Annotated in this window: 21 protein-coding genes and 1 tRNA gene; 3 read left to right on the top strand and 19 right to left on the bottom strand. The window is 66.7% G+C overall.

What is annotated here, in order from left to right; translation table 11 throughout:
* Nucleotide 1: 1 nt before the first annotated feature.
* The 8 genes from QM774_RS13470 to rplJ form a co-directional block, all read right to left on the bottom strand.
* Nucleotides 2-1,078, bottom strand: a complete 1,077-nt coding sequence (locus QM774_RS13470; protein WP_414976358.1) for an MCE family protein — start codon at nt 1,076-1,078, stop codon at nt 2-4.
* A 3-nt stretch (nt 1,079-1,081) separates the two neighbouring features.
* On the bottom strand, nt 1,082-2,179 hold the full coding sequence (locus QM774_RS13465; RefSeq protein ID WP_414976357.1) for an MCE family protein: 1,098 nt from the start codon (nt 2,177-2,179) through the stop codon (nt 1,082-1,084).
* Entirely contained in the window at nt 2,176-3,492 is a 1,317-nt protein-coding gene (locus QM774_RS13460) for an MCE family protein (protein WP_414976356.1), read from the bottom strand. Before QM774_RS13460 ends, QM774_RS13465 begins: the two co-directional genes overlap by 4 nt.
* A 4-nt stretch (nt 3,493-3,496) precedes the next feature.
* Complete coding sequence (locus tag QM774_RS13455; protein WP_414976355.1) at nt 3,497-4,369, bottom strand: MlaE family ABC transporter permease; 873 nt, start codon at nt 4,367-4,369, stop codon at nt 3,497-3,499.
* A 3-nt stretch (nt 4,370-4,372) separates the two neighbouring features.
* On the bottom strand, nt 4,373-5,179 hold the full coding sequence (locus tag QM774_RS13450) for an MlaE family ABC transporter permease (protein WP_414976354.1): 807 nt from the start codon (nt 5,177-5,179) through the stop codon (nt 4,373-4,375).
* Between the two features lie 2 nt (nt 5,180-5,181).
* On the bottom strand, nt 5,182-6,411 hold the full coding sequence (locus tag QM774_RS13445; protein WP_414976353.1) for an ABC transporter ATP-binding protein: 1,230 nt from the start codon (nt 6,409-6,411) through the stop codon (nt 5,182-5,184).
* A 402-nt stretch (nt 6,412-6,813) separates the two neighbouring features.
* Complete coding sequence (rplL, locus tag QM774_RS13440; protein ID WP_414976352.1) at nt 6,814-7,206, bottom strand: 50S ribosomal protein L7/L12; 393 nt, start codon at nt 7,204-7,206, stop codon at nt 6,814-6,816.
* 120 nt (nt 7,207-7,326) lie between these two features.
* Nucleotides 7,327-7,857, bottom strand: coding sequence for a 50S ribosomal protein L10 (gene rplJ / locus QM774_RS13435; RefSeq protein WP_414976351.1), 531 nt, complete (start codon nt 7,855-7,857; stop codon nt 7,327-7,329).
* A 300-nt stretch (nt 7,858-8,157) separates the two neighbouring features.
* On the opposite strand from rplJ, the gene QM774_RS13430 reads away from it, so the two are divergent.
* Together QM774_RS13430 and QM774_RS13425 are read left to right on the top strand one after the other, a co-directional pair.
* Nucleotides 8,158-9,402 carry a glycoside hydrolase family 76 protein gene (locus QM774_RS13430; RefSeq protein ID WP_414976350.1) on the top strand — a complete coding sequence of 415 codons (1,245 nt, stop codon included), beginning with the start codon at nt 8,158-8,160 and terminating at the stop codon, nt 9,400-9,402.
* Nucleotides 9,403-9,530: 128 nt separating this feature from the next.
* Nucleotides 9,531-11,591 carry a CocE/NonD family hydrolase gene (locus QM774_RS13425; protein ID WP_414976349.1) on the top strand — a complete coding sequence of 687 codons (2,061 nt, stop codon included), beginning with the start codon at nt 9,531-9,533 and terminating at the stop codon, nt 11,589-11,591.
* A gap of 160 nt (nt 11,592-11,751) precedes the next feature.
* Here QM774_RS13425 and QM774_RS13420 read toward each other — a convergent pair whose 3' ends face one another.
* The 4 genes from QM774_RS13420 to QM774_RS13405 form a co-directional block, all read right to left on the bottom strand.
* A complete protein-coding gene (locus QM774_RS13420; protein WP_414976348.1) occupies nt 11,752-12,726 on the bottom strand; it encodes an alpha/beta hydrolase in 975 nt (324 codons plus the stop codon).
* Nucleotides 12,727-12,825: 99 nt separating this feature from the next.
* Nucleotides 12,826-13,320, bottom strand: coding sequence for a TIGR04338 family metallohydrolase (locus QM774_RS13415; protein ID WP_414976347.1), 495 nt, complete (start codon nt 13,318-13,320; stop codon nt 12,826-12,828).
* Between the two features lie 10 nt (nt 13,321-13,330).
* Entirely contained in the window at nt 13,331-14,176 is an 846-nt protein-coding gene (locus QM774_RS13410) for a DUF2786 domain-containing protein (protein ID WP_414976346.1), read from the bottom strand.
* Between the two features lie 59 nt (nt 14,177-14,235).
* Complete coding sequence (locus QM774_RS13405; protein WP_414976345.1) at nt 14,236-15,192, bottom strand: L-lactate dehydrogenase; 957 nt, start codon at nt 15,190-15,192, stop codon at nt 14,236-14,238.
* Between the two features lie 257 nt (nt 15,193-15,449).
* Here QM774_RS13405 and QM774_RS13400 point away from each other — a divergent pair, with 257 nt between their 5' ends.
* Nucleotides 15,450-16,415, top strand: coding sequence for an IS481 family transposase (locus tag QM774_RS13400; RefSeq protein ID WP_414974532.1), 966 nt, complete (start codon nt 15,450-15,452; stop codon nt 16,413-16,415).
* A 52-nt stretch (nt 16,416-16,467) separates the two neighbouring features.
* Here QM774_RS13400 and QM774_RS13395 read toward each other — a convergent pair whose 3' ends face one another.
* The 7 genes from QM774_RS13395 to QM774_RS13365 form a co-directional block, all read right to left on the bottom strand.
* Nucleotides 16,468-17,679 carry an esterase/lipase family protein gene (locus QM774_RS13395; protein ID WP_414976344.1) on the bottom strand — a complete coding sequence of 404 codons (1,212 nt, stop codon included), beginning with the start codon at nt 17,677-17,679 and terminating at the stop codon, nt 16,468-16,470.
* A gap of 170 nt (nt 17,680-17,849) precedes the next feature.
* Entirely contained in the window at nt 17,850-18,938 is a 1,089-nt protein-coding gene (locus tag QM774_RS13390; RefSeq protein WP_414976343.1) for an NAD(P)-dependent alcohol dehydrogenase, read from the bottom strand.
* A gap of 206 nt (nt 18,939-19,144) precedes the next feature.
* Nucleotides 19,145-19,861 carry a 50S ribosomal protein L1 gene (rplA, locus tag QM774_RS13385; RefSeq protein WP_414976342.1) on the bottom strand — a complete coding sequence of 239 codons (717 nt, stop codon included), beginning with the start codon at nt 19,859-19,861 and terminating at the stop codon, nt 19,145-19,147.
* Between the two features lie 137 nt (nt 19,862-19,998).
* The gene (rplK, locus tag QM774_RS13380) at nt 19,999-20,433 is read right to left on the bottom strand and encodes a 50S ribosomal protein L11 (RefSeq protein WP_414976341.1); all 435 of its coding nucleotides are present in this window, start codon (nt 20,431-20,433) and stop codon (nt 19,999-20,001) included.
* Nucleotides 20,434-20,497: 64 nt separating this feature from the next.
* Complete coding sequence (gene nusG, locus QM774_RS13375) at nt 20,498-21,349, bottom strand: transcription termination/antitermination protein NusG (RefSeq protein WP_414976340.1); 852 nt, start codon at nt 21,347-21,349, stop codon at nt 20,498-20,500.
* Between the two features lie 87 nt (nt 21,350-21,436).
* Nucleotides 21,437-21,820 (bottom strand): preprotein translocase subunit SecE, encoded by a 384-nt coding sequence (gene secE / locus QM774_RS13370; RefSeq protein WP_414976664.1) that lies wholly within the window; start codon nt 21,818-21,820, stop codon nt 21,437-21,439.
* 75 nt (nt 21,821-21,895) lie between these two features.
* A tRNA-Trp gene (locus QM774_RS13365) sits at nt 21,896-21,968 on the bottom strand.
* Nucleotides 21,969-22,103 lie beyond the last annotated feature (135 nt).

The following is a 22,103-nucleotide window of genomic DNA, read 5'->3' as shown; positions in this document are numbered from 1 at the left end:
ATCAGCCTCCCGTTCCGCCGTTGGTGACGTTCTTAGTCGCGTTCGGCAGGCGGTCAGTGCCCTGCGCCGGCAGCGCCGGCGGCAGGAGATTGGTGACGGTCGACTCGAACCAGCGGCCGTTGCCCAGCACGTTGGCGTAGAGCCGGTAGAACGGCGCCATGTACTGGATCGACTTCCGCAGGTCGTCGTTCTGCGCGGTGAGCAGGTTGGTCACACCCTTGAGCGAATCCAGGGCCGGACCGATCTGCGCCTCGTTGTCCTTGACGATGCCGGTGAGCGACTTCGACAGGCTGGTCGTGGAGACCAGCAGGTTCGAGATCGCTTCCTGACGGTCGTTCAGCTCCTGCAGGAGGCTGCCGGCACCGGCGATCAGCTTGGTGAACTCCTCGTTGCGGTCGGCCAGGATCTTCGACGATCCCTTGGTGGCCTCCAGCAGCTTCTGGACTTCCTGATCGCGACTCGAAATGGTCTTCGACAGCCGCGAGATGCCGTCCAGCGACGACGAGATGTCGCCCGGCGTCTGCGAGAACGCGTTCGACAGCTGCGTCAGCGCATCGGCCACCTGATCGGTGTCGATGTTCTGGATCTGCGTGGTCGCATCCGAGAACGCCTCGACGACGTCGTACGGCGCGACCGTGTCGGTCAGCGTCTTGCTCGGATCGGCCAGATGATCACCCTTGGGCGTCAAACCCAGGTACTTCTGGCCGAGCACGGTCTTGATCTGGATGGACGCCTGCGTCTGATCGCCGATCCAGGTGTTGTTGGCGCGGAAGCCGACGTCGACGTGATCGCCGTTCAGCTTCACCGACTGGACCTCACCGACCTTGACGCCCGCGACACGGACCTCGTTGCCCGGCGACAGGCCGGCCGAATCGCTGAACTGCGCGGTGTACTGGGCACCGGCGGCCAGGATCGGCAGCTTGGTCAGGTAGAACGCCGACAGTGTCAGCATGATGAGGACCGCCAGGCCCAGGATGCCGATGCTCTTGGCGTCACGCCGGCCGGCGAACCGCTTGTGCTTCTTGGGCGGCTCCGGGGTGGTCGCGGCGGTGTCAGAAGTGTTCTGTGCGTCGGACATGTGTCACCCCACTCCGTTGATCTTGCCGTCGCGCCAGCAGCGCGTGGCGGCACTGGTGTACAGCACGTGGTTGATGTCGGGCAGCGGAACCAGCGGCTGGGTCAGCAGCGTCGACTTGCCGTTGCCGGCGCGCACGTCGATACCGCAGAGGTAGAACTGGAACCAGGAGCCGAAGGTGGCGGCACGGCCGATCTTCTCGAGCTTGATCGGCAGGTTGTGCAGCGCCTGCTGAACGTCCTTCTCGCGGGCGTTGATCTTGTCCGACGTGTCCTTCAGACCGGCGATCGCGCCCTGGATGGACGGCCGGGTCTGGCTCAGGATCGAGCCGGTCACCGTGGTCAGGTTCGACACCGAGGTGATGGCGGAGCCGACCGAGTCGCGCTGAGCGGCCAGACCGGTCACCAGCTGCTCGGTGTTGGTGAGCAGCGAGCTGAAGTTCTCCTCGTTGCGGTTCACCGTGTTCAGCACCTGAGTCAGGTTGGTGATCATCTCGCCGATCACCTGGTCCTTGTCGGCCAACGCGTTGGTCAGCTGCGAGGTCTGGGTGATCAGGTTGCCCATGGTGGTGTCCATGTCGCCCTGGAAGACGTTGATGAGCGTCTCCGCCAGCTTGTTCATGTCCTCCGGCGAGATCTGCTTGAACAGCGGCTTGAAGCCGTTGAACAGCTCGGTGAGGTTCACCGCCGGAACGGTGCTCGACTCGGCGCGGTTGTCGCTGAACTGGAACGTGTAGCCGGGCTTCACGTTCTGCGTCGCATCGCCCGGACCCTTCTCCAGGGCGACGTACCGCAGACCCGCCAGGTTGCGGTAGCGGATGTACACCTTGGTGCTCGCCGGCAGCGTCGGACGGTTGACGTCGAACGCCACCTCCGCGCGATCGCGGTCGACGATCTTGACCGAGTCGACCTGACCGACACGCACACCGGCGATGCGGACGTCGTCGCCCTTGTTGAGCATCGCGGCGTCGGTGAAGATCGCCTTGTAGTGGTTCTTGCCGGTCGCACCGGTGTTGGCGATGAGCATGCCGAGCATCCCGGTCGCGAACACGGTGACGAGCGCGAAGACGATCAGCTTGATCAGCGGGGAGAGAAGTCCTCTCACTTGAGGTTCACCTCCGCGTCCTTGAGGGCGCCCTGGCCCGTGTACGTGACCCAGGTCGGAACGTCGGCCGGGTACTGGCCGTTGTTCGCGCCGTAGATCAGCTTCATCTGGTCGGTCCTGTCGGTCATGCCCGAGCCCGACGGCGTCGCCGAGAAGTCCGGCTGCGGCAGATCCGGCCAGTTCTTCGGACCGGCGTTACGCGACGGCGGCTGGTACGAGCCGTCCGGCACACCGCCGCCCGGGTACTGCGGGAAGGGGCGGCCGTTGGTGGCCGGCTGGTAGCAGCGGGCGGGCGGATCGGTCCACCACATGCGCGGCTCGTCCTGGTTCGGCAGGTAGCGGCCGCGCGGGTTCACGAACTGCAGGTTCACGCGCACGCCCGGGTTCTTGGTGCCCTTGCCGACGATCTTCTCGGCCTTCGGGACGATGGTCGCGAAGTTGTGGAACATGCAGCCGAAGGTCGGCGACTGGCGGGCCAGCTGCACGAGCAGGGTCTCCGAGTCGACCGCCAGGTGCAGCAGGTCGGTCTTGTTGGTCTGCAGGAACTGGGTGGTCTGATCCGAGGCGCCGCCCAGTGTGGAGATCAGGTTCCGCAGGTCGTCCTGCTGGCCCACGATGGTCCGGTTGGTGACCCGCAGATTGTCCAGGCCGTCGATGATCGTCGGCAGCGCCTCGGAGTAGGTCTGCGAGAACGAGGCCAGGCCCTCGAGGGTGCCCTGCAGCTGCGGCATGTTGGCGTTGACCGCGCTGAAGATGTCGTTGAGCTGGTCGATGGTGGTGGCCAGCTGCTTGCCCTTGCCACCGATCGCCTGCGAGATGGCGGTCAGGGTCACGTTCAGGTCCTGCGGCGGGATCGCCTTGATGACCGGGGTCAGCGCGTCGAACAGGTCCTCGACCTCGGGGGCGTTGCCGCTCGGGTCCTCGAAGATGTTCTTGGCCGACGCCAGGGTGCCGTCGGACGGGCTGTCCGGGATCTGCAGCGCCACGAAGCGCTCACCGAACAGCGTCTTGGGCAGCACGCGGGCGGTGGTGTTGCCCGGCAGCTCCTTGGCGATGTCGGGCTTGATGCCCATCTCGACCTGCACCTGGCCGCCGTCGGAGACGGTGACCTTCTTGACGGTGCCCACGACCACGCCGCGCGCCTTGACGTCGGCGCCGTCGGCGAGCGCGTTGCCGGCGCTGGCTGTCTTGAGCGTCACGTTCGTCTCGCTCTTGAACTTGCCGAGGAAGATCGCGATCGACAGCAGAACCAGCGAAATGATCACGACGAAGAACAGCAGGCCGGAGAGCCTGCGCTTGAGTGCAGCACTCACGCCATCAACCTCCGACTCGGATCGACGTGGACGTGCCCCAGATCGCCAGGCCCAGGAAGAAGTCCAGGATCGCGATCAGCACGAGGGCGGTACGGACGGCACGGCCCACGGCCACGCCCACACCGGCGGGGCCGCCGCTGGCGTAGTAGCCGTAGAAGCAGTGGACCATGATGATCATGAACGCGAAGACCAGCACCTTGCCGAACGACCAGAGGACGTCCTCGGGCGGCAGGAACAGGTTGAAGTAGTGGTCGTACGAACCGGTCGACTGCCCGTTGAACAGGGTGTTGATGGTTCGTGACGCGAGGTAGGCGGCCATCAGGCCGAGCACGTAGAGCGGGATGACGGCGATGAAGCCGGCGATCACGCGGGTCGACACCAGGAACGGGATCGACGGAACGGCCATGACCTCGAGGGCGTCGATCTCCTCGGAGATGCGCATGGCGCCCAGCTGCGCGGTGAAACCGCAGCCCACCGTCGCACTCAGCGCGAGACCGGCCACCAGGGGCGCCACCTCGCGGGTGTTGACGTAGGCCGATAGGAAGCCGGACAGCGCCTGCGAGCCGATCTGCTCCAGGGCCGCGTAGCCCTGCATGCCGACGACGACGCCGGTGAAGCCCGACATCAGGATCATGACGCCCACGGTGCCGGCGATGACGGCCAGGCCACCCGCGCCGAAGGCCACCTCCGCCAGGATGCGGAAGGTCTCCTTCTTGTAGTGCACCAGCGTGCGCGGGATCCAGGCGATGGCCCGCGCGTAGAAGGACATCTGCTCACCGGCATTGTCCAGCGCGCCGAGAGGCTTCTGAGCGAGCTTCTTGGCCTCATACGCGAGCCACTCCGGGCGGCTCTTGGAGATCGTTACGCCACGAGTCAACGGTCAGCCCACCTTCGGCGGCACGATCTGGAGGAAGACCGCGGTGATGATCAGGTTCGCGAAGAACAGCAGCAGGAAGGTCACGACCACCGACTGGTTGACGGCCTCGCCGACACCCTTCGGGCCGCCCTTCGGGTTCAGACCCTTGTAGGACGCGACGACACCGGCGATGACACCGAAGATCGCGGCCTTCAAGGTCGAGATGTAGAGGTCGGGCAGCTGCGCGAGCGCACCGAACGACGACAGGTAGGCGCCCGGCGTGCCGTGCTGGACGATGACGTTGAAGAAGTAGCCGCCGGCGATGCCGACCACGGCCACCAGGCCGTTCAGCAGCATGGCGACCAGCACCATGGCCAGCACACGCGGAACCACGAGGCGCTGGATCGGGTTGATGCCGAGCACCTCCATCGCGTCGATCTCTTCGCGGATGGTGCGCGAGCCCAGGTCAGCGGCCACGGCCGAACCGGCGGCACCGGCGACCAGCAGCGATGTCACCAGCGGGGAGCCCTGCTGGACGACGACGAGGACCGAGGCGGCACCGGTGTACGACTCGGCGCCGAGCTGCTTGATCAGCGAGCCCGTCTGCATCGAGACGATGGCACCGAACGGGATGGCGATGAGCGCCGTCGGCAGGATGGTCACACTGGCGATGAACCAGGCCTGCTGGATGAACTCGCGCCACTGGAACGGGCGCACGAACATCTGACGTACGACGTCGACGAACAGCTGGACGATGTTGCCCGTCTGCGACAAGGCGCCATCGGCGGCCTTGGAAACCCGTGCGACGCCACGCGAAGTGGCAGTGGTCATGCCTAGCCGTTCTCCTTGGTGTCGTCGAGCGTCGCATGCTCCGCGTCTTCGAGGACGGCCGTGGCCTGGGCCGCCTGATCGGTGACCTGCTGCTCGTCGTAGTGGATGGCCTCGGTGACGGCGTCCGACGGCACGACCAGCTGGGTGTCCCCGACCTGATGAGTGGTCTCACCCTGAGGGTACGAGAACTGGTGCGCGGCCATCGCGGCCAGGGTGGCGTTGTTCTCCGGCGACTTCGCGGCGAGCGCGTCCTCTTCGGCGATCGACGCCAGAATCGCGGCCTGCGCGTTGGCGGGCAGCGTGTGCAGCGAGTTCAGAACGCTCTGGCGGTGACGGATCGCGGCCTGGCGGACCGGCATGCCCGGGTTCGGCTGAACCTGCGGGATGATCTCGCTGAAGTCGTCCTTGGTGCCGCCACCGGAGATGCCGGCGGCCTGCAGCGCGGCCTCCTGCGCGGCCACGGCCTCGTCCTTCTCCTCGGACATGCCGATGGGACCGAAGCGGTCGCCGGCCAGGAACTGCTTGACCACGGGCTGCTCGGAGGTCAGCAGCACCTCGCGCGGACCGAACATGACGAGTTCCTTACGGAACAGCATGCCGATGTTGTCCGGGATGGTCCGGGCGATGTTGATGTTGTGCGTCACGATGAGGATCGTGGCGTCGATCTCGGCGTTGATGTCGATCAGCAGCTGCGAGATGTAGGCGGTACGCACCGGGTCCAGACCGGAGTCCGGCTCGTCGCAGAGGATGATCTCGGGGTCGAGCACGAGAGCACGGGCCAGGCCGGCGCGCTTGCGCATACCGCCGGAGATCTCACCGGGGAGCTTGTCCTCGGCGCCGGTCAGACCGACCAGGTCGACCTTCTCCATGACGATCTTGCGGATCTCGTCTTCCTTCTTCTTCGTGTGCTCACGAAGCGGGAAGGCGATGTTGTCGTACAGGCTCATCGAACCGAAGAGCGCGCCGTCCTGGAAGAGGACGCCGAACAGCTTGCGGATCTCGTAGAGCTCCTTGGAGGAGCACTGGGTGATGTCGGTGCCGTCGATGATGACGGAGCCCTGCTCGGGGTGGAGAAGACCGATGAGGGTCTTCAGGAACACCGACTTACCGGTACCGGACGGGCCCAGCAGCGCGTTGACCTCACCGGCCGGCAGGGTCAGCGAGACGTCCCGCCAGATGTTCTGTGAGCCGAACGACTTGGTCAAGTGTTCGACGGAGACCTCTACTCCCACTGCGTCCCTCCAGACGTTTCGTTCACCGAGCAGTCGCCTTCGACGACGATCGCCCCCCAATGGGCGGTTGGTTCACCCGGTGAGTCAGATTGTGGCTGGGGTCACTCTAACCCACAGCCATGCTGTGACACACCTCGGGCCGCCCTGAGAACAGCCTTAAGAACTTACCCAGCGGTAACTCCTCGGTCCGCTGAGAATACCGAACCCGGGTGGATCCTCCAAAGTGAGATGTGAGTCCGGTTCGCGAACATAGAGCGATCGGCGTCACACGATTCACGGCCGCCTCACCCGTCGCCCTCTCGGACGCTCTCGACCCCGGACACGACGACGCCCCGCAGGGAATCCCTGCGGGGCGTCGTAAGCCTGAAGTTCAGGCGGCTACTCGCGCGAGGCGAGCCCTTCTCACTTGAGCGAGATGGTGGCGCCGGCCTCTTCGAGCTTGGCCTTGGCGGCCTCGGCGTCTTCCTTGCTGGCCTTCTCGACGAGCGGCTTCGGAGCGCCCTCGACGAGATCCTTGGCCTCCTTGAGGCCCAGGCCCGGGACGACCTCGCGGACGACCTTGATGACCTGGATCTTCTTGTCGCCGGCCGACTCGAGGATGACGTCGAACTCATCCTGGTCAGCGGCGGCACCGGCGTCGCCGCCGGCAGCCGGGGCACCGGCAGCGGCAACGGCGACCGGAGCAGCGGCGGTGACCTCGAAGACCTCTTCGAACTTCTTCACGAAATCGCTGAGCTCCAGCAGGGTCAGTTCCTTGAACTGCTCGATGAGCTCGTCAGCGGTGAGCTTCGCCATGATGGCGTCCTTCCTATAAGTCCCTGTACGGGGTGGTCTGCGCCCATCCGGGCCCAGACCGGGTCTGGTTGGTGGCCGGGGCTCGCATGTCGAAAGACCCGGCCGGGTGGTGAAAAAGGATCAGGCGGCGTCGCCGTCTGCGGCCTTCTTCTCCTGCAGGGCCGCGGCAAGGCGCGCCACCTGCAATGCCGGCTGGTTGAACAAACCAGCGGCCTTGGCCAAGTTGCCCTTCATGGCACCGGCGAGCTTTGCCAGCAGAACCTCTCGGGTCTCCAGGTCGGCGATCTGCTCGATCTCGGCGACGGACAGCGCACGGCCGTCCATGTAACCGCCCTTGATGACCAGCGCCTTGTTCTCCTTGGCGAAAGTCTTCATCGCCTTGGCAGCACCGACCGGCTCACCTTCGATGAAAGCGATCGCGGTCGGACCGGTGAACAGCTCGTCGAGCCCCTCGACGCCGGCGTCTGCAGCAGCACGCTTGGCGAGGGTGTTCTTGGCGACGGAGTAGGTGGTTCCTTCACCGAGGGCTCGTCGCAGCTCGGAGATCTGCGGGACCGACAGACCACGGTATTCCGTGATGACGGCCGCATTCGACGACTTGAACTGCTCGGTGATCTCTGCGACTGCAGAGACCTTGTCGGGATTCGCCATACTTCGCCTCCTCTCGTGTCTCTCCTGACACCCTTTCGGGTGCAGCGGCCCAGAACCCGCAGTCTTTTCCGACCCGGAGAAACACGAACGCCCCGTGCAGGAGGCACGGGGCGCATCAGATGTCGCGCGGCGGACCGCACGAGCGAAGCTCCTCGTTCATCCTGCGTGGGCCGCCGATGTGTTCATCGGGCCTTCGTTCGGGACTCTCGTCCCGACGACCAACGGTCTCTGGTTGAACTCGACATGACGTGCCGGTCGTGAGACCGACGTTCGTCATACCGCCCACTAGGCTAAAGGACCATGGAACGCGATGCCAAATCAGCCGCCGTCGTCACCTCGGACAATGCGACCGTCCCCCAGCGACTGCACGCCGCCGTCAAAGCCCTCGATGAACGACACCTCCGCCGGGTCGGCTATGCGCTGCCCGGCACCCGTATCGGCGTCTCGTCGTGGCCGCCGGCCGGACGGTTCGCCTCGAAGCAGCGGTTGACGGCGTCGTGGAACTACTGGTGGCAGGCGCATCTGATCGATGTGCTGGTCAATGCCGCCAAGCTGCAGAACGACAAGCAGTCCGCGAAGAACGCGCTGCGCCTGATCCGCGGCGTACGGGTCCGCAACTCGGGTAAGTGGACGAACTCGTACTACGACGACATGGCGTGGCTGTCGATGGCCATCGAGCGCGCCGACCGCCACCTGCCGGCGCTGGTGAAGAGCGACCACAAGGGTGCGCTCGCGACACTGACCTCCACGCTCTACAAGCCGTGGGCACCGGATCTGGGCGGCGGCATCCCGTGGCGCACCACCGACTACTTCTTCAACGTGCCGGCCAACGGCCCGGCCGCCATCTTCCTGGCCCGCCGCGGCAAGACCGATCGCGCCAAAGACATGGTCGACTGGATCTACCAGACCATGCTGTTGCCGTCCGGCCTGATCGCGGACGGTTTCTGGCGCGAGACCGGCGACGACGGCCAGGTGAACAAGCGATACATCAACACCGTCTACACGTACTGCCAGGGCGTGGTGTTCGGTGCGCTCCTGGAGGTGTACCGGGCCACCGGCGACGCGTCGTATGTGAAGAAGATCGACGATCTGCTCACGGCGGTCACCGACAACCTGACCACCGACGGAGTGATCCACGGTGGCGGCGGCGGTGACGGCGGTCTGTTCGACGGGATCCTGGCGCGCAATCTCGCGTTGATCGCCACCGACCTTCCCGACGCGGCCCCGGGCACCGGGAGCGCAGCGAGCGGGCCCGACCTGCCCAGTGCGGCGGATCTGCGCAAGCGGGCCGGCGACATCGTGCTGAAGTCGGCGGACGCCTGCTGGGCCACCCGGACCGAGGTCGACGGTCTGCCGCTGTTCAGCGCCGACTGGACGCAGAAGGCCACGGTGCCGAGCAAGAGCGCCCCGGCCGCCCAGTTCGTCGCCGGTGCGGTCCACTCGTCGGCCACCCCGGAACGCGACATGTCGGTGCAGGTCTCGGCGGCGACGCTGCTGGCCGCGGCGCAGGCGGTCACGGACCGGTCACCCGAACACAACGGTTGAACCACCCCACCGTGACATCGGACAATGGCATGGTGCTAAATAGATAGTGAGCGGTGCGTGACTCAGGCCACACATCACTCGGGGGGATCTCGTCCGTCAGTGTTGCCGTGACCGGAGGTACGACACCCATGAGTGTCCAGTACGACCGCTATGCGCAGGCCGCCTTGCGCTCCCCTGATTCCGCGCTGCCCGATGCCGGCGCCGCGGCACCCGTCTACCGGGACGCGGACGGCGGGCACCTCGCCGCCACCTGGCGCGAGTCCGTCGACGGCGCCAAGCCGTATCCGCGGGTGCACATCTCTCGGGACGTCACGCTGACCATGAGCGACGGCGTGAAGCTGCGCGCGACCGTGGTGCGACCGGCCAACCGGCTCGGCCAGCCCAGTCGGGGCCGCTTCCCGGGCGTCCTCAACATCAACCCGTACAACCGGGCGGTGATCGACGGCATCGATCACCTGCTCCATTCGCCGGGCATCGGCAGAGCCACGCGTGCCGCGTCGGGGACCATGACCTACGAGCACGGTCCGCTGACGGGTATCAGCCGCCTGACCCGCACCTTCAACCGCGGCCTGTGGGACGTGTTCGGCATCAACCGCAATCTGGTGCAGTCCGGCTACGTTCAGGTGCTGGTGGACGTGCGCGGAACCGGCGCCAGTCACGGCAAGTGGGAGATCCTGGGCGAGCGCGAACAGCGCGACTCGGTGGAGATCATCGAGTGGATGGCCCGCCAGAACTGGTGCGACGGCGCCGTCGGCATGGCCGGCTGGTCGTACTCGGCGATCAACTCCCTGCAGGCGGCCGGTCATCGCCCGGATGCGCTCAAGGCGATCTTCGCGGTCGAAGGCAGCGGCGACGTGGTCCGCGACATCTACATCACCGGCGGCATGCCGTCGTCGTTCATCCCGGTGTGGATGAGCCTGGTGAACCTGGCCAAGTGGCTGCCGAACCCGGCGACCGTCCTGATCGACACGCTCCGCGGTGACCAGATCCGGTGGCTGATGGACCGTGTGAAGAGTCCGGCCACCGAGCTGCCGTCGCTGCTGTGGGGCTTCCTCACCGCGCGCGACGATCGCATCTTCGACGACCCGTATTTCGAGGTGCGCGCCCCGAAGATCGCCGACATCGACGCCGCGACGTTCACCGTCGGCGGCTGGCACGACCTGTTCGGCCGGAGCGCCACCCGCATCTATTCGCAGCTGAACATGGCGCCGGGCCGCAAACAGACTCTCATCGCCAACGGCTACCACCTGGATCCGGGCTGCGACCACGGCGGCGAGCACGAGCCGCCGCGCCTGGACGTGCTCGAGCGCGCCTGGTTCGACAAGTGGCTCAAGGACATCCCGAACGGCGTCGAGACCTACGGTCCGGTGACGATGGAACAGCAGGGCGGCGACTGGTCGTGCGGTCCGCAGTTCCCGCGCCCCGAGGTCCGCACGCAGCGACTGTTCCTCACCCAGGATGCGACGGACACCGCGCCGCACGCCCGGCACGACGGCGCGCTGGCCACCAGTCCGTCGACGCGGCGCCGGTCGCTGCGAACCAGCCCCGACCTGCGCGGAATGATGTCTCGCGACATGTCGCAGGTGCTGGCGGGCATCCCGATCGTGTTCGGCAGGAACTTCACCGACGACGCCCGCTTCCAGGAGCACGGTGCCCTCAGCTTCACCAGCGAGCCGGTGACCGCACCCACCCAGATCTCGGGAGCGATGAACCTGCGCCTGAACGTGTCTACGAACGCGCACGAAGGCATCTGGGCGGTCACCGTGAACGACGTCGCCCCCGACGGCACGTCGACGGTCCTGACCAACGGGGCGCTGACAGCGTCGAATCGCGCCCTGGACACCGAGCGTTCCGGCTACACCGAGGAGGGTGTGCTGATCGACGCCGTCCACTACCTCTCACGGGAGCGGCGTCTGGCCGTGCCGGCCGACGAGCCGGTGCGCATCGATGTCGACCTGGTGGCGACCGACGCCGTTCTGGCACCCGGTCACCGCCTGCGGGTGGACGTCTACGCGGCCAGCCTGCCGCGGTACCTGACGATCGTGCCCGACCTGATCAAGGCGCGCGGCCGCCGTCAGCACCTGGTGCTGGACCCGAACAAGCCGAGCTACCTGTCGTTCCTGTCCGACGGCGACCTGGGCGCCGATCCGGTTCCCGCCGCCACCCAGCTCCACCCGATCAGGGGCTGAGACGCCGAATCCTCAGCGCATCTACTCGCCCAGCGAACAAATGCGCTGACGATTCGGCCGGAACGCGACGATCCCAACGAAACCCGGCCGCCCTCCCAGCGTCCCAAGCTTCTTCGCCCGGCCGACCAGGCTGGAACAGCACTTCGATCCGCGCGACTACCTACGCCGCGGCGGCCGTCTGCCGGCTGGTCTGCGCGACGATGAATCGGGCCATGGCGGCGATCGCGAGGCGTGACTCGGGCAGGACGTCGATGAACGCCTGGAAGACGTGTACCTGGCCCTTCCAGATCTCCAGCTGAACCGGAACGCCGGCCTGGGCCAGCGCGGCGGCGAAGTCTTCGGCGTCCACCCGCAGCATCTCGTGCGAGCCGACCTGGATGAGGGTCGGCGGGAGGCCGGTCAGGTCGCAGTCGAGCGGGGCGACGGCGTCACCGGCCGGCTCGGTCTCACGGATGATGCGGTCGAACTGATCGAACGCGCGATGCGGGAACAGCGAATCGGCCGCCTTGTAGGCGCCCTCGCGGCGACGCGACGGCGTCGGATCGATCACCGGGTTCTCGCAGATCAGACCGGCCGGCATGCCGAGTCCACGATCGCGGATGGCGATCGCCGTCATGGCGGTCAGGAAGCCGCCGGCCGAGTCGCCGGCGATGACGATCTGGTCCGGGCGGAAGCCGCGGTCGAGCAGCCAGCGGTAGCCGTCCAGGCAGTCCTCGACGGACACCGACGGCGGATGGTCGGGCAGTTTGCGGTACTCGACGGCCAGGACCTGCGCCTCCGAGCGCGCCGCGATCGATCCCGCCAGACGGCGGTGGGAGGCCACGCCGCCGACGATGAAGGCGCCGCCGTGCAGGTACAGGATCGCGCGGTCGGAGCGGGCGCCCTCGGGCACCTGGAACTCGGCCGTGCAGTTGGGCAGTTCGATCGGTTCACGGAAGTTGCTCGACACCGGCGGAACGACCTTGCCGGCGACGTCGTCGAACAGGTGGTACGGCCAGGGGAGGCGCGGGGCGTACGACCACGCGGCGATCACCGGGTACGCGGTCAGGCGCAGGCCCAGCCACGACAGCCGGCTGCGGAAGCTGCGATCGTCGTATTCGACACGCTCGACCTGCACGGGCTGGTGTGCACTCATCAGTGTTCTCCTCGCCGTCCCCGTCGGAAGTGAGACGACATCGTTTCAATGGTCTCAAAGGATACGACGTTGCGCCGCCCCGCGAGGGGATATGACCTGTCACATAAGGCCGGCGTCTGTGACGAGGACCCGGTAGACGAAGGCGGTCTCCGGACCGAGGACCCGTTCAACCAGGTCGATGAGGGTCTCGATGAACCCCCGTCCGTGAGCCGGGCCACTGCTGTCGTCGAGGTGATGGGCCAATTCGTGCAGAACGACCAGTTCGCGCAACGCCCACCGCGACCCGTCCGGCACCGCGATCTCGGCGTCCGTGGGCGAATAGTGGGCAGCCCGTTCGCCTCTCCGGCGCCGCACCCGCACCGGTACCGCGGCGCGCGGAAAGCGGCTCGTCACCGACGGCAGCGCGAGCACCTCGTCCACATAGCGCTGAACGGATTCGACGGACGCGAACCGGGCGTCGGCCGGGACGGTGAGCGTGGCACCGGCCAACTGCACGGTCTGCGCGCCACCTCCGGGCCGGTCGGTGAGCGCAAGGATCTGCCGTTCGGTGTCGTAGAAGCGTTGACGCCGGGTGTCGCGGGCTGCGCCGGTCATCGGCGGACGATCATTTCTCCAGGGCGCCGCGAGGCGCGCCGAACTCGCGGTCCGCGCCGATCTTGGCACGACGTCCCGCGCGGTCCCCGGCCTGCCGGGCACCCGACGAGTAGCCGGCGGTCGCCCGGGCGGCGCGCCAGGTGCCGCGCGCCGTCGACTCACTCTTGTAGAAGTCGGCGACTTCGAGTTCCTTGTCCCGGATGGCCAGTGCCGTCGACGTCGAGGCCGGGGCGTTCCCGCCCGAGGCGGCCTCGACCTCTTGCCGGACGGCTTCTCGTCGCTGTTCGTCGCGCGCACTCTTGAGCCGGACACCGACGCGCTCGGCGAAGGCGGACTGGAAGTTCAGGCGCGCGGTGATCGGCGACAGCGACTTCTCCTCCACGACCTTCCGGCGCCACGGACCGACCTTGCGCGTCACCACCTGCTGGGCGGTCTCCCTCTTGTAGTCACCGGACTTGAGGTAGGCGTCGCTCGCGGTCACCATCTGAACCACCAGCGAGGCGTACAGCGCCTCGACGGCGTCGATGTCGGCCTCGAAGCCGTAGGCGATCACATAGGTCGAGTTGGAGGCCACGTCACAGGTGACGTCGTTGGCGAGCGCGATCTGCACGAACAACTGCACGTAGGTTCGCAGCCCCCGTTTGCCGGCGGCACCGATCGTGGTCTGCCGTGTGATGGGCGTCGAGATGTTCTTGAGCGCCGGGTCGTGGGCGCGGGCGACGGCCAGATCGATCTGCGACGCCGTGGCCAGCCGCTGCGCGGCGGCGAGAAAGGCTTCCGCTTCGTGTTCGTTGTCGGTGCCTTCGGCCTGCCGCAGCAGGCCCGCGATCCGGGTCAGAAGCTTGTCGTCGCGCATGGCTTCCACGGTAGCCAAGCGGTCCGACGCCGGCGTATTCCATCCACAGGCCCGGCCGGTCAGAGACCGAACGACCGCTGCATCTCCTTGAGGGTTCGGGCGGATTCGCGCAGCGCGGTCAGTTCGTCGGCCGACATGGAGACCGGAAGGAACCGGCCGGCGCCGGCCGCGTCGACCATGGTCGGCAGCGAGAGACACACGTCGGAGATCCCGTGGAAGTCGTCGGAGATCAGTGAGGAGACGGGCAGGACGCGGTGTTCGTCGGCGAGGATGGCCTCGGCGATGCGGGCGGCGGCGAGTCCGATGGCGTAGTTGGTGGCGCCTTTGCCCTGGATGATCGCGTACGCGGCGCCGACCACCTCGCGGTAGATCTCCTCGCGGGCGGCCGCGTCGAGGGGCGCTCCCCCGGCCGGAGGCTCCCAGTCCAGCAGCGGGACGCCGCCGATGGTGGCCGACGACCACAACGGCACCTCGGAGTCTCCGTGCTCTCCGGCGATGTAGGCGTGCACGTTCTGCACGGCCACCCCGCATCGCTGCGACAGCGAGAACCGGAGTCGGGACGTGTCCAGGACGGTGCCCGAGCCGAAGAGCCGGTTGCGCGGCAGCCCGGTGACTTTGAGGGCCGCGTAGGTGACGACGTCGACAGGGTTGGTCACCATCACGATGATCGCGTCCGGCGCGGCCTCCACGATCGGGGGCAGCGCGCGGCGGGTCAGGTCGACGGTCGCCTCGGCGAGCTCGAGCCGCGACTGGCCGGGCTTCTGTTTGGCGCCGGCGGTGAACAGGATGACGTCGGAGTCCGCGCACACCGCCGGATCGTCGGAGCCGGTGACGCCGGCCCGCGGCACGAACTCGAGTCCGTGGGACAGATCGAGGACCTCGGCGTGCACCTTGGCGCGGTTCACGTCCATCAACGCGACCTCGCGGGCGACCCCGCGAATGAGTGCCGCGTAGGCGATCGATGTCCCGACCGCACCCGCCCCGACGATGCTGATCTTGCGCCGCACGTTCTCCATGCTCCGACGCTACCGCGGCCGGACGCCGCCGGCGACCGTCGTCGCCCACTGTTCAGACTCGTCGCCGGCACCGGGTCAGGATCGGACATGCGAACGGGGAGAATCACACACCCCCCGTGTGTGATCCTCCCCGTTCTACCCCTGCACGCGCTGGACTAGTTGTTCTTCCCCGGGACGTTGTGAACGTGTGAGGTAGGCGAAGGCCTCCGGGCAGGATTTGGGTTACCACAACTCAGTTCCACACCACGGAGGCCTTCGTGACTCACGCTAATGCACCCTTGACCCCCGAGGGGCGTCGTCGTCTTGCTGTTCTGATCGTCGAGGACGGTTGGCCGTTGCGGCGAGCTGCTGAACGATTCCAGTGCTCACCATCGACTGCTAAGCGATGGGCTGATCGGTATCGGGCCGGCCTGCCACTGACTGATCGATCATCGCGTCCGCGGCGCTGTCCGCAACGAATCTCCCGCAGGCTCGAACGCCGGATCATCGGGTTGCGGTTCACTCGCCGCTGGGGTCCACACCGGATCGCCTATCACCTGCAGATCGCCCGTTCGACCGTCGGGCGGGTCCTGGCCCGCTACCAGATGCCGCTGCTGGCGCACCTGGACCAGGCGACCGGGTTGGCCGTACGCAAGCCTGCACCACACCGGTATGAGGTCGATGAGCCCGGTCAGCTCGTGCACGTCGACATCAAGAAACTCGGCAGGATCCCTGATGGTGGTGGTCATCGCATGCTCGGGCGCACGATCGGCAACCGCAACAACGGTAGGAAGGGCCGCGGGTACGCGTTCTTGCACCACGCGGTCGATGACCATTCCCGGCTGGCTTACAGCGAGATCCTCGACGACGAACGCAAAGAGACCGCCGCCGGATTCTGGCTACGGGCCAAGACGTTCTTCGCCGCCAACGGGATCATCGTGACCGCGGTGATGACCGACAACGGTTCCTGCTACCGCTCGACACTGTTCAACAAAACCCTCGGCGAGAAGACCACGCACCGGTACACGCGCCCGTACCGGCCGCAAACTAACGGCAAAGTCGAACGATTCAACCGCACACTGGCCACCGAATGGGCCTACGCCCACATCTACTCAAGCGAGGAAGCCCGCGCAGCAACCTACGTCGACTGGCTTCATCACTACAATCATCACCGACCCCATACCGGCATCGGAGGCCAAGTCCCCGCCGACCGCGTTCCCAACCTCACGGGGAAGAACAACTAGTGCGCTGAGTACAGGAGCATCACCTGGTCTGCTCCAGCTTCCTGGGTCGGGGTCAGAAGCTGAAGAACCAGGGGTTCGACGAGCAGACGAGCTTCGGGTACCGCTTGGGATCCAAAGCGTGCAGAGCGATCGAGATCGCCCGCGGCGAGTAGGCCATCGACATGTGGTCGGAGACGTCCTGCTCGCAGCCGTTCTGCAGCGTGATGTTCTTGACGTTCTTGTAGCGCGGACCGCGGACGAAGCCCTCCGGGAGGAAGGTGATGTCGTACGGCGTGGTGATCTCGTCGTACCGCGTGCCGACGATCGTGTACTTGACGTTCGGGTACACGCGCCGCTGCTTGCGGTCGTGGTACGGCGCCATGTTGTTCACGTACTTGATGGTCGGCGACTCGATGGTCTGGTCGATACCGCCCGAACCGACGAGCGGGGTCACCGGGAACGCCAGGATGTCGATGCCGATGTTGTTGATCGACCGGCCCAGTGCGGCGATGCCGTCGAGCGTGGTGCCGTTGTTGGTGGCGCCGTAGGTGATGAGGTGGTCGACCTTGGTGTAGCCGTTGTACCGCTTCATCCAGTAGCGGGCCAGGAGACCGCCCTGCGAGTGGCCGATGATGTCGACCTTCTGGGCGCCGGTCTTCTTCAGCACCTTGTCGATGTACGGCTTGATCTGCTGCGCCGAACGGCTCACCTTCGCGACGCCGTTGGTGCCCGGCAGGATGGTGCCGAGACCACCGATGTCCAGCAGGTCGGTGCGGCCGTAGTTCGGGGTGTAGACGCAGTAGCCGGCCTTCTTCAGGGCCGGGGCGAACGCCGCCCAGTTGTCGTAGGCGTTCTCCCAGGTGCCGTGCAGCAGCACCACCGGGTTCTGTCCGGCCTTCGGCTTGCAATTCCAGTCGTTGGCGCCGGGAGGTGCCGCGTTCGGGTACACCTGGCCGTAGGCGAAGGCCGACCAGAAGCCACCCTGTCGCGGACCCTGCCCGACCGTGTTCGGGATCGGCGGGAGCTTCCGGGTGTACCCGGTCCAGTCGACGTCCTTACGGCCGGGGAGCACCGCCTCAGCCTTGTGGCCGGGCTGCGAACCCGCGTTGATCTTGTCGGTCAGTTGCTGGATCTGTGCCGCCTCGTTCGGTGCGGCGGGCGCGTCGATCGAGGCGTCGGTGTCGGCGTTGGCGGGTGCGACGCCGAGCACGGTGGCACCAGCGGCGGCGATGGAGACTGCGGCTGTCAGGAACCGGCGGTTCCTCCAGGGCTGCTTGACGGACATGTATGGCTCCCTCGGAGTCAGGTTTCTGTACCGCCCGGGTCCTTACCAAGCGGTAACTTACTAACGCGTAGGGAGATTACTCTCAGGATTCTCACAATCAAGAGGTTCAGTACACATTCGTACACTGAAAGGTAAAATATATGTTGTCAGATTTCGGCGTTTCGGTCCGTTCAAGGCACTAGAACAGGCTTGATGACCCGCCCGGCACGGAAGTCTGCGAGGGCACGATCGATCTGCACGAGCGGGTATTCGGTGATCAGTCGTTCCATCGGGAAGCGGCCGTCACGCCACAACCCGATCAGCTCGGGAATCAGCCGGTGCGGCTCCGCGTCGCCCTCGATCACACCGGTCAGAGTCCGGCCCATCAACGAATGCCCCTGATCCACCGCGATCTCGTTGCGCGGGCCCTGAAGACCGACCGTCGCACAGACCCCCGGCGAGCGCAGCGAGGCGAGTGCCTGAGCGATCACCGCCCCGGTGCCGACCGCTTCCATCACACAGTCGAGTCCCCCGAGCTGCTTGCGGATCCAGCGCGGGACGTCGTCGACCTCCGACGGATCGACGGTGTGCGTGGCGCCGAGCTCCCTGGCCAGCGCCAGACGCTCCGCATTGACGTCGACCGCGACGATCGTCGACGCTCCCGCCGCCTTCGCCGCCATGACTCCGGCGAGCCCCACCGTGCCGATACCCCAGAATCCGGCGCTCTGCCCCGGCTCCGGCCGCAGGACGTTACGCACGGTGCCGGCACCCGTCAGCAGGCCACAACCCAGCGGTCCGAGCAGCCGCAGCGGGGCGTCACGGTCGACCCTCACCGCGTTGCGCACGTCCGCGATCGCATGCGTCGCCCACGACGACTGCCCGAACCAGCTGCCGTGCACCTCACCGCCGGCGCCACGCAGCGTCGTCGAGCCGTCCGGCCGCGCCCCCGAATAGTTGCGCGGGGCGAACGACGCGCAATAGGCCGGCCGCCCACGGCCGCACGCCGCGCAGTCGCCGCAGTAGTCGAAGGTGAGCACCACGTGGTCGCCCACCGACAGGTCGCTGACCCCGGCGCCCACCGCCTCCACGACACCGGCGCCCTCATGCCCCAGCACGGCGGGCGTCGGCAACGGGACCGCACCGGCCAGCGCCGTCAGATCGGTGTGGCACACACCCACACCGGCGATCGCGACCAGCACCTCGTCAGGGCGCAGTGCCGAGGTCTCGATCTCACGAAGAGAGGGCGGCGATCCGGGGGCGTCGAACACGGCGGCGAGCATGCGTTGGACGCTAGCTCCTTTCGACAGGCTCAAGGAGCGAATCCGAGGCAAGAAGCGAATCGAGGCAAGGAGCGAATCGCGGAAAAGGAGCGAATCGGGGAAAGAAGCGGGTCGCGGCAAGGAGCGGGTCCGAAGGAGCCCGCGCACCGAAAACGACGAGGGGCACCACCGTCCGGTGGTGCCCCTCGTCGCGAGTACGTCGACTATCAGGCCTCGTCGGCGCCCGCGAAGTTGCGGGCCACGGCCGGATCGATCTGGATGCCCGGGCCGGACTGGCTCGACACGGTGACCTTCTTCAGGTACTTGCCCTTCGAGCTGGACGGCTTGGCACGCTGGATCTCGTCGTAGGCGGCGCCGTAGTTCTCCGCGAGCTGCTCGGCGCTGAACGACGCCTTACCGATCACGAAGTGCAGGTTGGCGGCCTTGTCGACGCGGAAGTTGATCTTGCCGCCCTTGATGTCGTTGACGGCCTTGGTCACGTCGGTGGTGACGGTGCCCGTCTTCGGGTTCGGCATCAGGCCGCGCGGACCCAGGACGCGGGCGATACGGCCCACCTTGGCCATCTGGTCCGGCGTCGCGATCGCGGCGTCGAAGTCCAGCCAGCCGCCCTGAATCTTCTCGATCAGGTCCTCGGCGCCGACCTCGTCGGCACCGGCGGCCTGCGCCTCGGTGGCCTTGTCGCCGGCGGCGAACACGATCACGCGGGCGGTCTTACCGGTGCCGTGCGGCAGGTTGACGGTGCCGCGGACCATCTGGTCGGCCTGGCGCGGGTCGACGCCCAGGCGGACAGCGACCTCGATGGTCGAATCGGTGTTCTTCGAGGAGGTGTCCTTCGCGAGGTTCACAGCCTCCAGCGGGCTGTACAGCTTGTCGCGGTCGACCTTCTCGAGGGCGGCCTGATAGGCCTTGCTCTTCTTGCTCATTGCTCTGTTCCTTCTTCACAGACCCTGGCGGGCCGGGAGTTAGTGGTTAGTGGGCCGAGCACGGCCCTCCCACGGGGGTTTCGACGGAGCACAACGGCAGGTGATCGCTCACCCGGCCGAGTCCGTCGGCTGAGGGTCTAGCCCTCGACGGTGATACCCATCGAACGCGCGGTACCGGCGATGATCTTCGCGGCGGCGTCGATGTCGTTGGCGTTCAGGTCTTCCTTCTTGGTCTCAGCGATTTCCTTGCACTGAGCCATGGTGACCTTGCCGACCTTGTTCGTGTGCGGCTCGCCGGAGCCCTTCTGCAGACCGGCTGCCTTCAGCAGCAGCTTCGCGGCAGGCGGGGTCTTCAGCTTGAAGTCGAACGAACGATCTTCGTACACGAAGATCTCGACCGGCACGACGTTGCCACGCTGCGACTCGGTCGCGGCGTTGTACGCCTTGCAGAACTCCATGATGTTCACGCCGTGCTGACCAAGCGCCGGACCCACGGGCGGGGCCGGATTGGCCTGGCCCGCCTGGATCTGGAGCTTGATGATCCCGGCGACCTTCTTCTTCTTGGGAGGCATCTCTCTTGTTTCCTTTTTCTTACCAATCCGCGCACGCTGGACGCGCGGAAGTCTTAGTGGATGGTCAGAGCTTCTCGACCTGGTTGAAGCCCAGCTCGACCGGGGTCTCGCGACCGAAGATCGACACGAGGACCTTGACCTTGCGCTGCTCGACGTTGACCTCGCTGATCGAGGCGGGCAGCGTCGCGAACGGACCGTCCATGACGGTGACCGACTCGCCGACCTCGAAGTCGACCTCGACCAGGTTCGACGCGGCGGCAGCGGCGGCCTCGACACTGCCGTCGGCGGCAGCGGCGGCCTTCGCGGCCTTCTCCTTGCGGACCTCGGCCTGCGGCAGCAGGAACTGCTCGACCTCCTTCAGCGACAGCGCGGTGGGACCACCGGTGCCGACGAAGCCGGTCACGCCGGGTGTGTTGCGCACGGCGCCCCACGACTCGTCGTTCAGATCCATGCGGACCAGGATGTAGCCGGGAAGCACCTTGCGGTTGACCTTCTTCGGCTGGCCGTTCTTGATCTCGGTGACCTCTTCGGAGGGCACGACGACCTCGAAGATGTAGTCGCCCACATCGAGGTTCTGGACGCGCGTCTCCAGGTTGGCCTTCACCTTGTTCTCGTAGCCGGCGTACGAGTGGATGACATACCAGTCGCCCGGCAGACGGCGCAGCTCGCGCTTCCGCTTGGCGATCGGATCCTCTTCCTCCTCGGCCGGCTCGGCGGCAGGAGCCTCGGCGGGGGCATCGCCCTCGGCCTGCTCCGATGCCTGAGCCTCCGCCTCGGCGGGGGCCGCCTCATCGGCGCCGACCGCTTCGGCGACCGTCTCGGTCAGCTCGGGAGCGTCGGCGACGACCGCCGCATCCGCGCCGGCGTCGACCGCAGCGGTCTCCGGCGAGTCGATCTCGTTCTCCGGGGTGCTCATCGCGCCCACGCTCCTTCATCCTCTTCGGGCGGCTGCCCGAATCCTTGCTCCACCGGTCCCGATCGCTCGGTCCGGTCAATGTTCTTGTCAGCCGAATACGACGAGCATCAGCTTGGCGAAGCCGATGTCCAGTCCGGCGATCACGGCCGTCACGACGGCCACGAAGACCAGCACGCCGATCGAGTACACGATCATCTCGTTGCGCGTCGGCCAGACGACCTTGCGCAACTCGTCGACCACCTGGGTCAGGAACAGCCAGATCCGGGTGAACGGGTTGCGGCTCGCCTTGAGCTCGGCCTCGTTCTTCTCGTCGGTGCCGGCGGCGACCTGGACGGCCGTGGCCGTCGAACCACCGGCGGCGCGACGACCACTGCGTCGCTTGCCGGTCGGCTTCAGCTCGTCGGCCGAGTCGACAGCGATGTCGGCGTCGTCGGTCGACGGCTCCGGAGCCTTGCGATCGCGCTTGGCCACGTCGTTCACCGATCCCTTCGTCTGGTGTGCCCCAGGGCGGGGCCGAATCCGGTAGCGACCCGGGTTCGTCGGGTGCAGGGGCGACAGGACTTGAACCTGCAACCTGCGGTTTTGGAGACCGCTGCTCTGCCAGTTGAGCTACGCCCCTCTGCGCCGGCCCCTGCGGTCCGGCACGTCATCCGAGCCTAACAACACCAACGCGCCACCCTAGGGGCAGCGCGCAAGTCCAGCTAAAGCTCAGACTTCACTAGTGTACGGCAACGCCTCGGCCGGTCACAAAACG

The organism is Gordonia sp. (in: high G+C Gram-positive bacteria), from assembly GCF_047600565.1.
Classification (GTDB): Bacteria; Actinomycetota; Actinomycetes; order Mycobacteriales; family Mycobacteriaceae; genus Gordonia.
The sequence above is the reverse complement of the archived record's forward strand: the minus strand, read 5'-3'. Positions and strand labels throughout refer to the sequence as shown.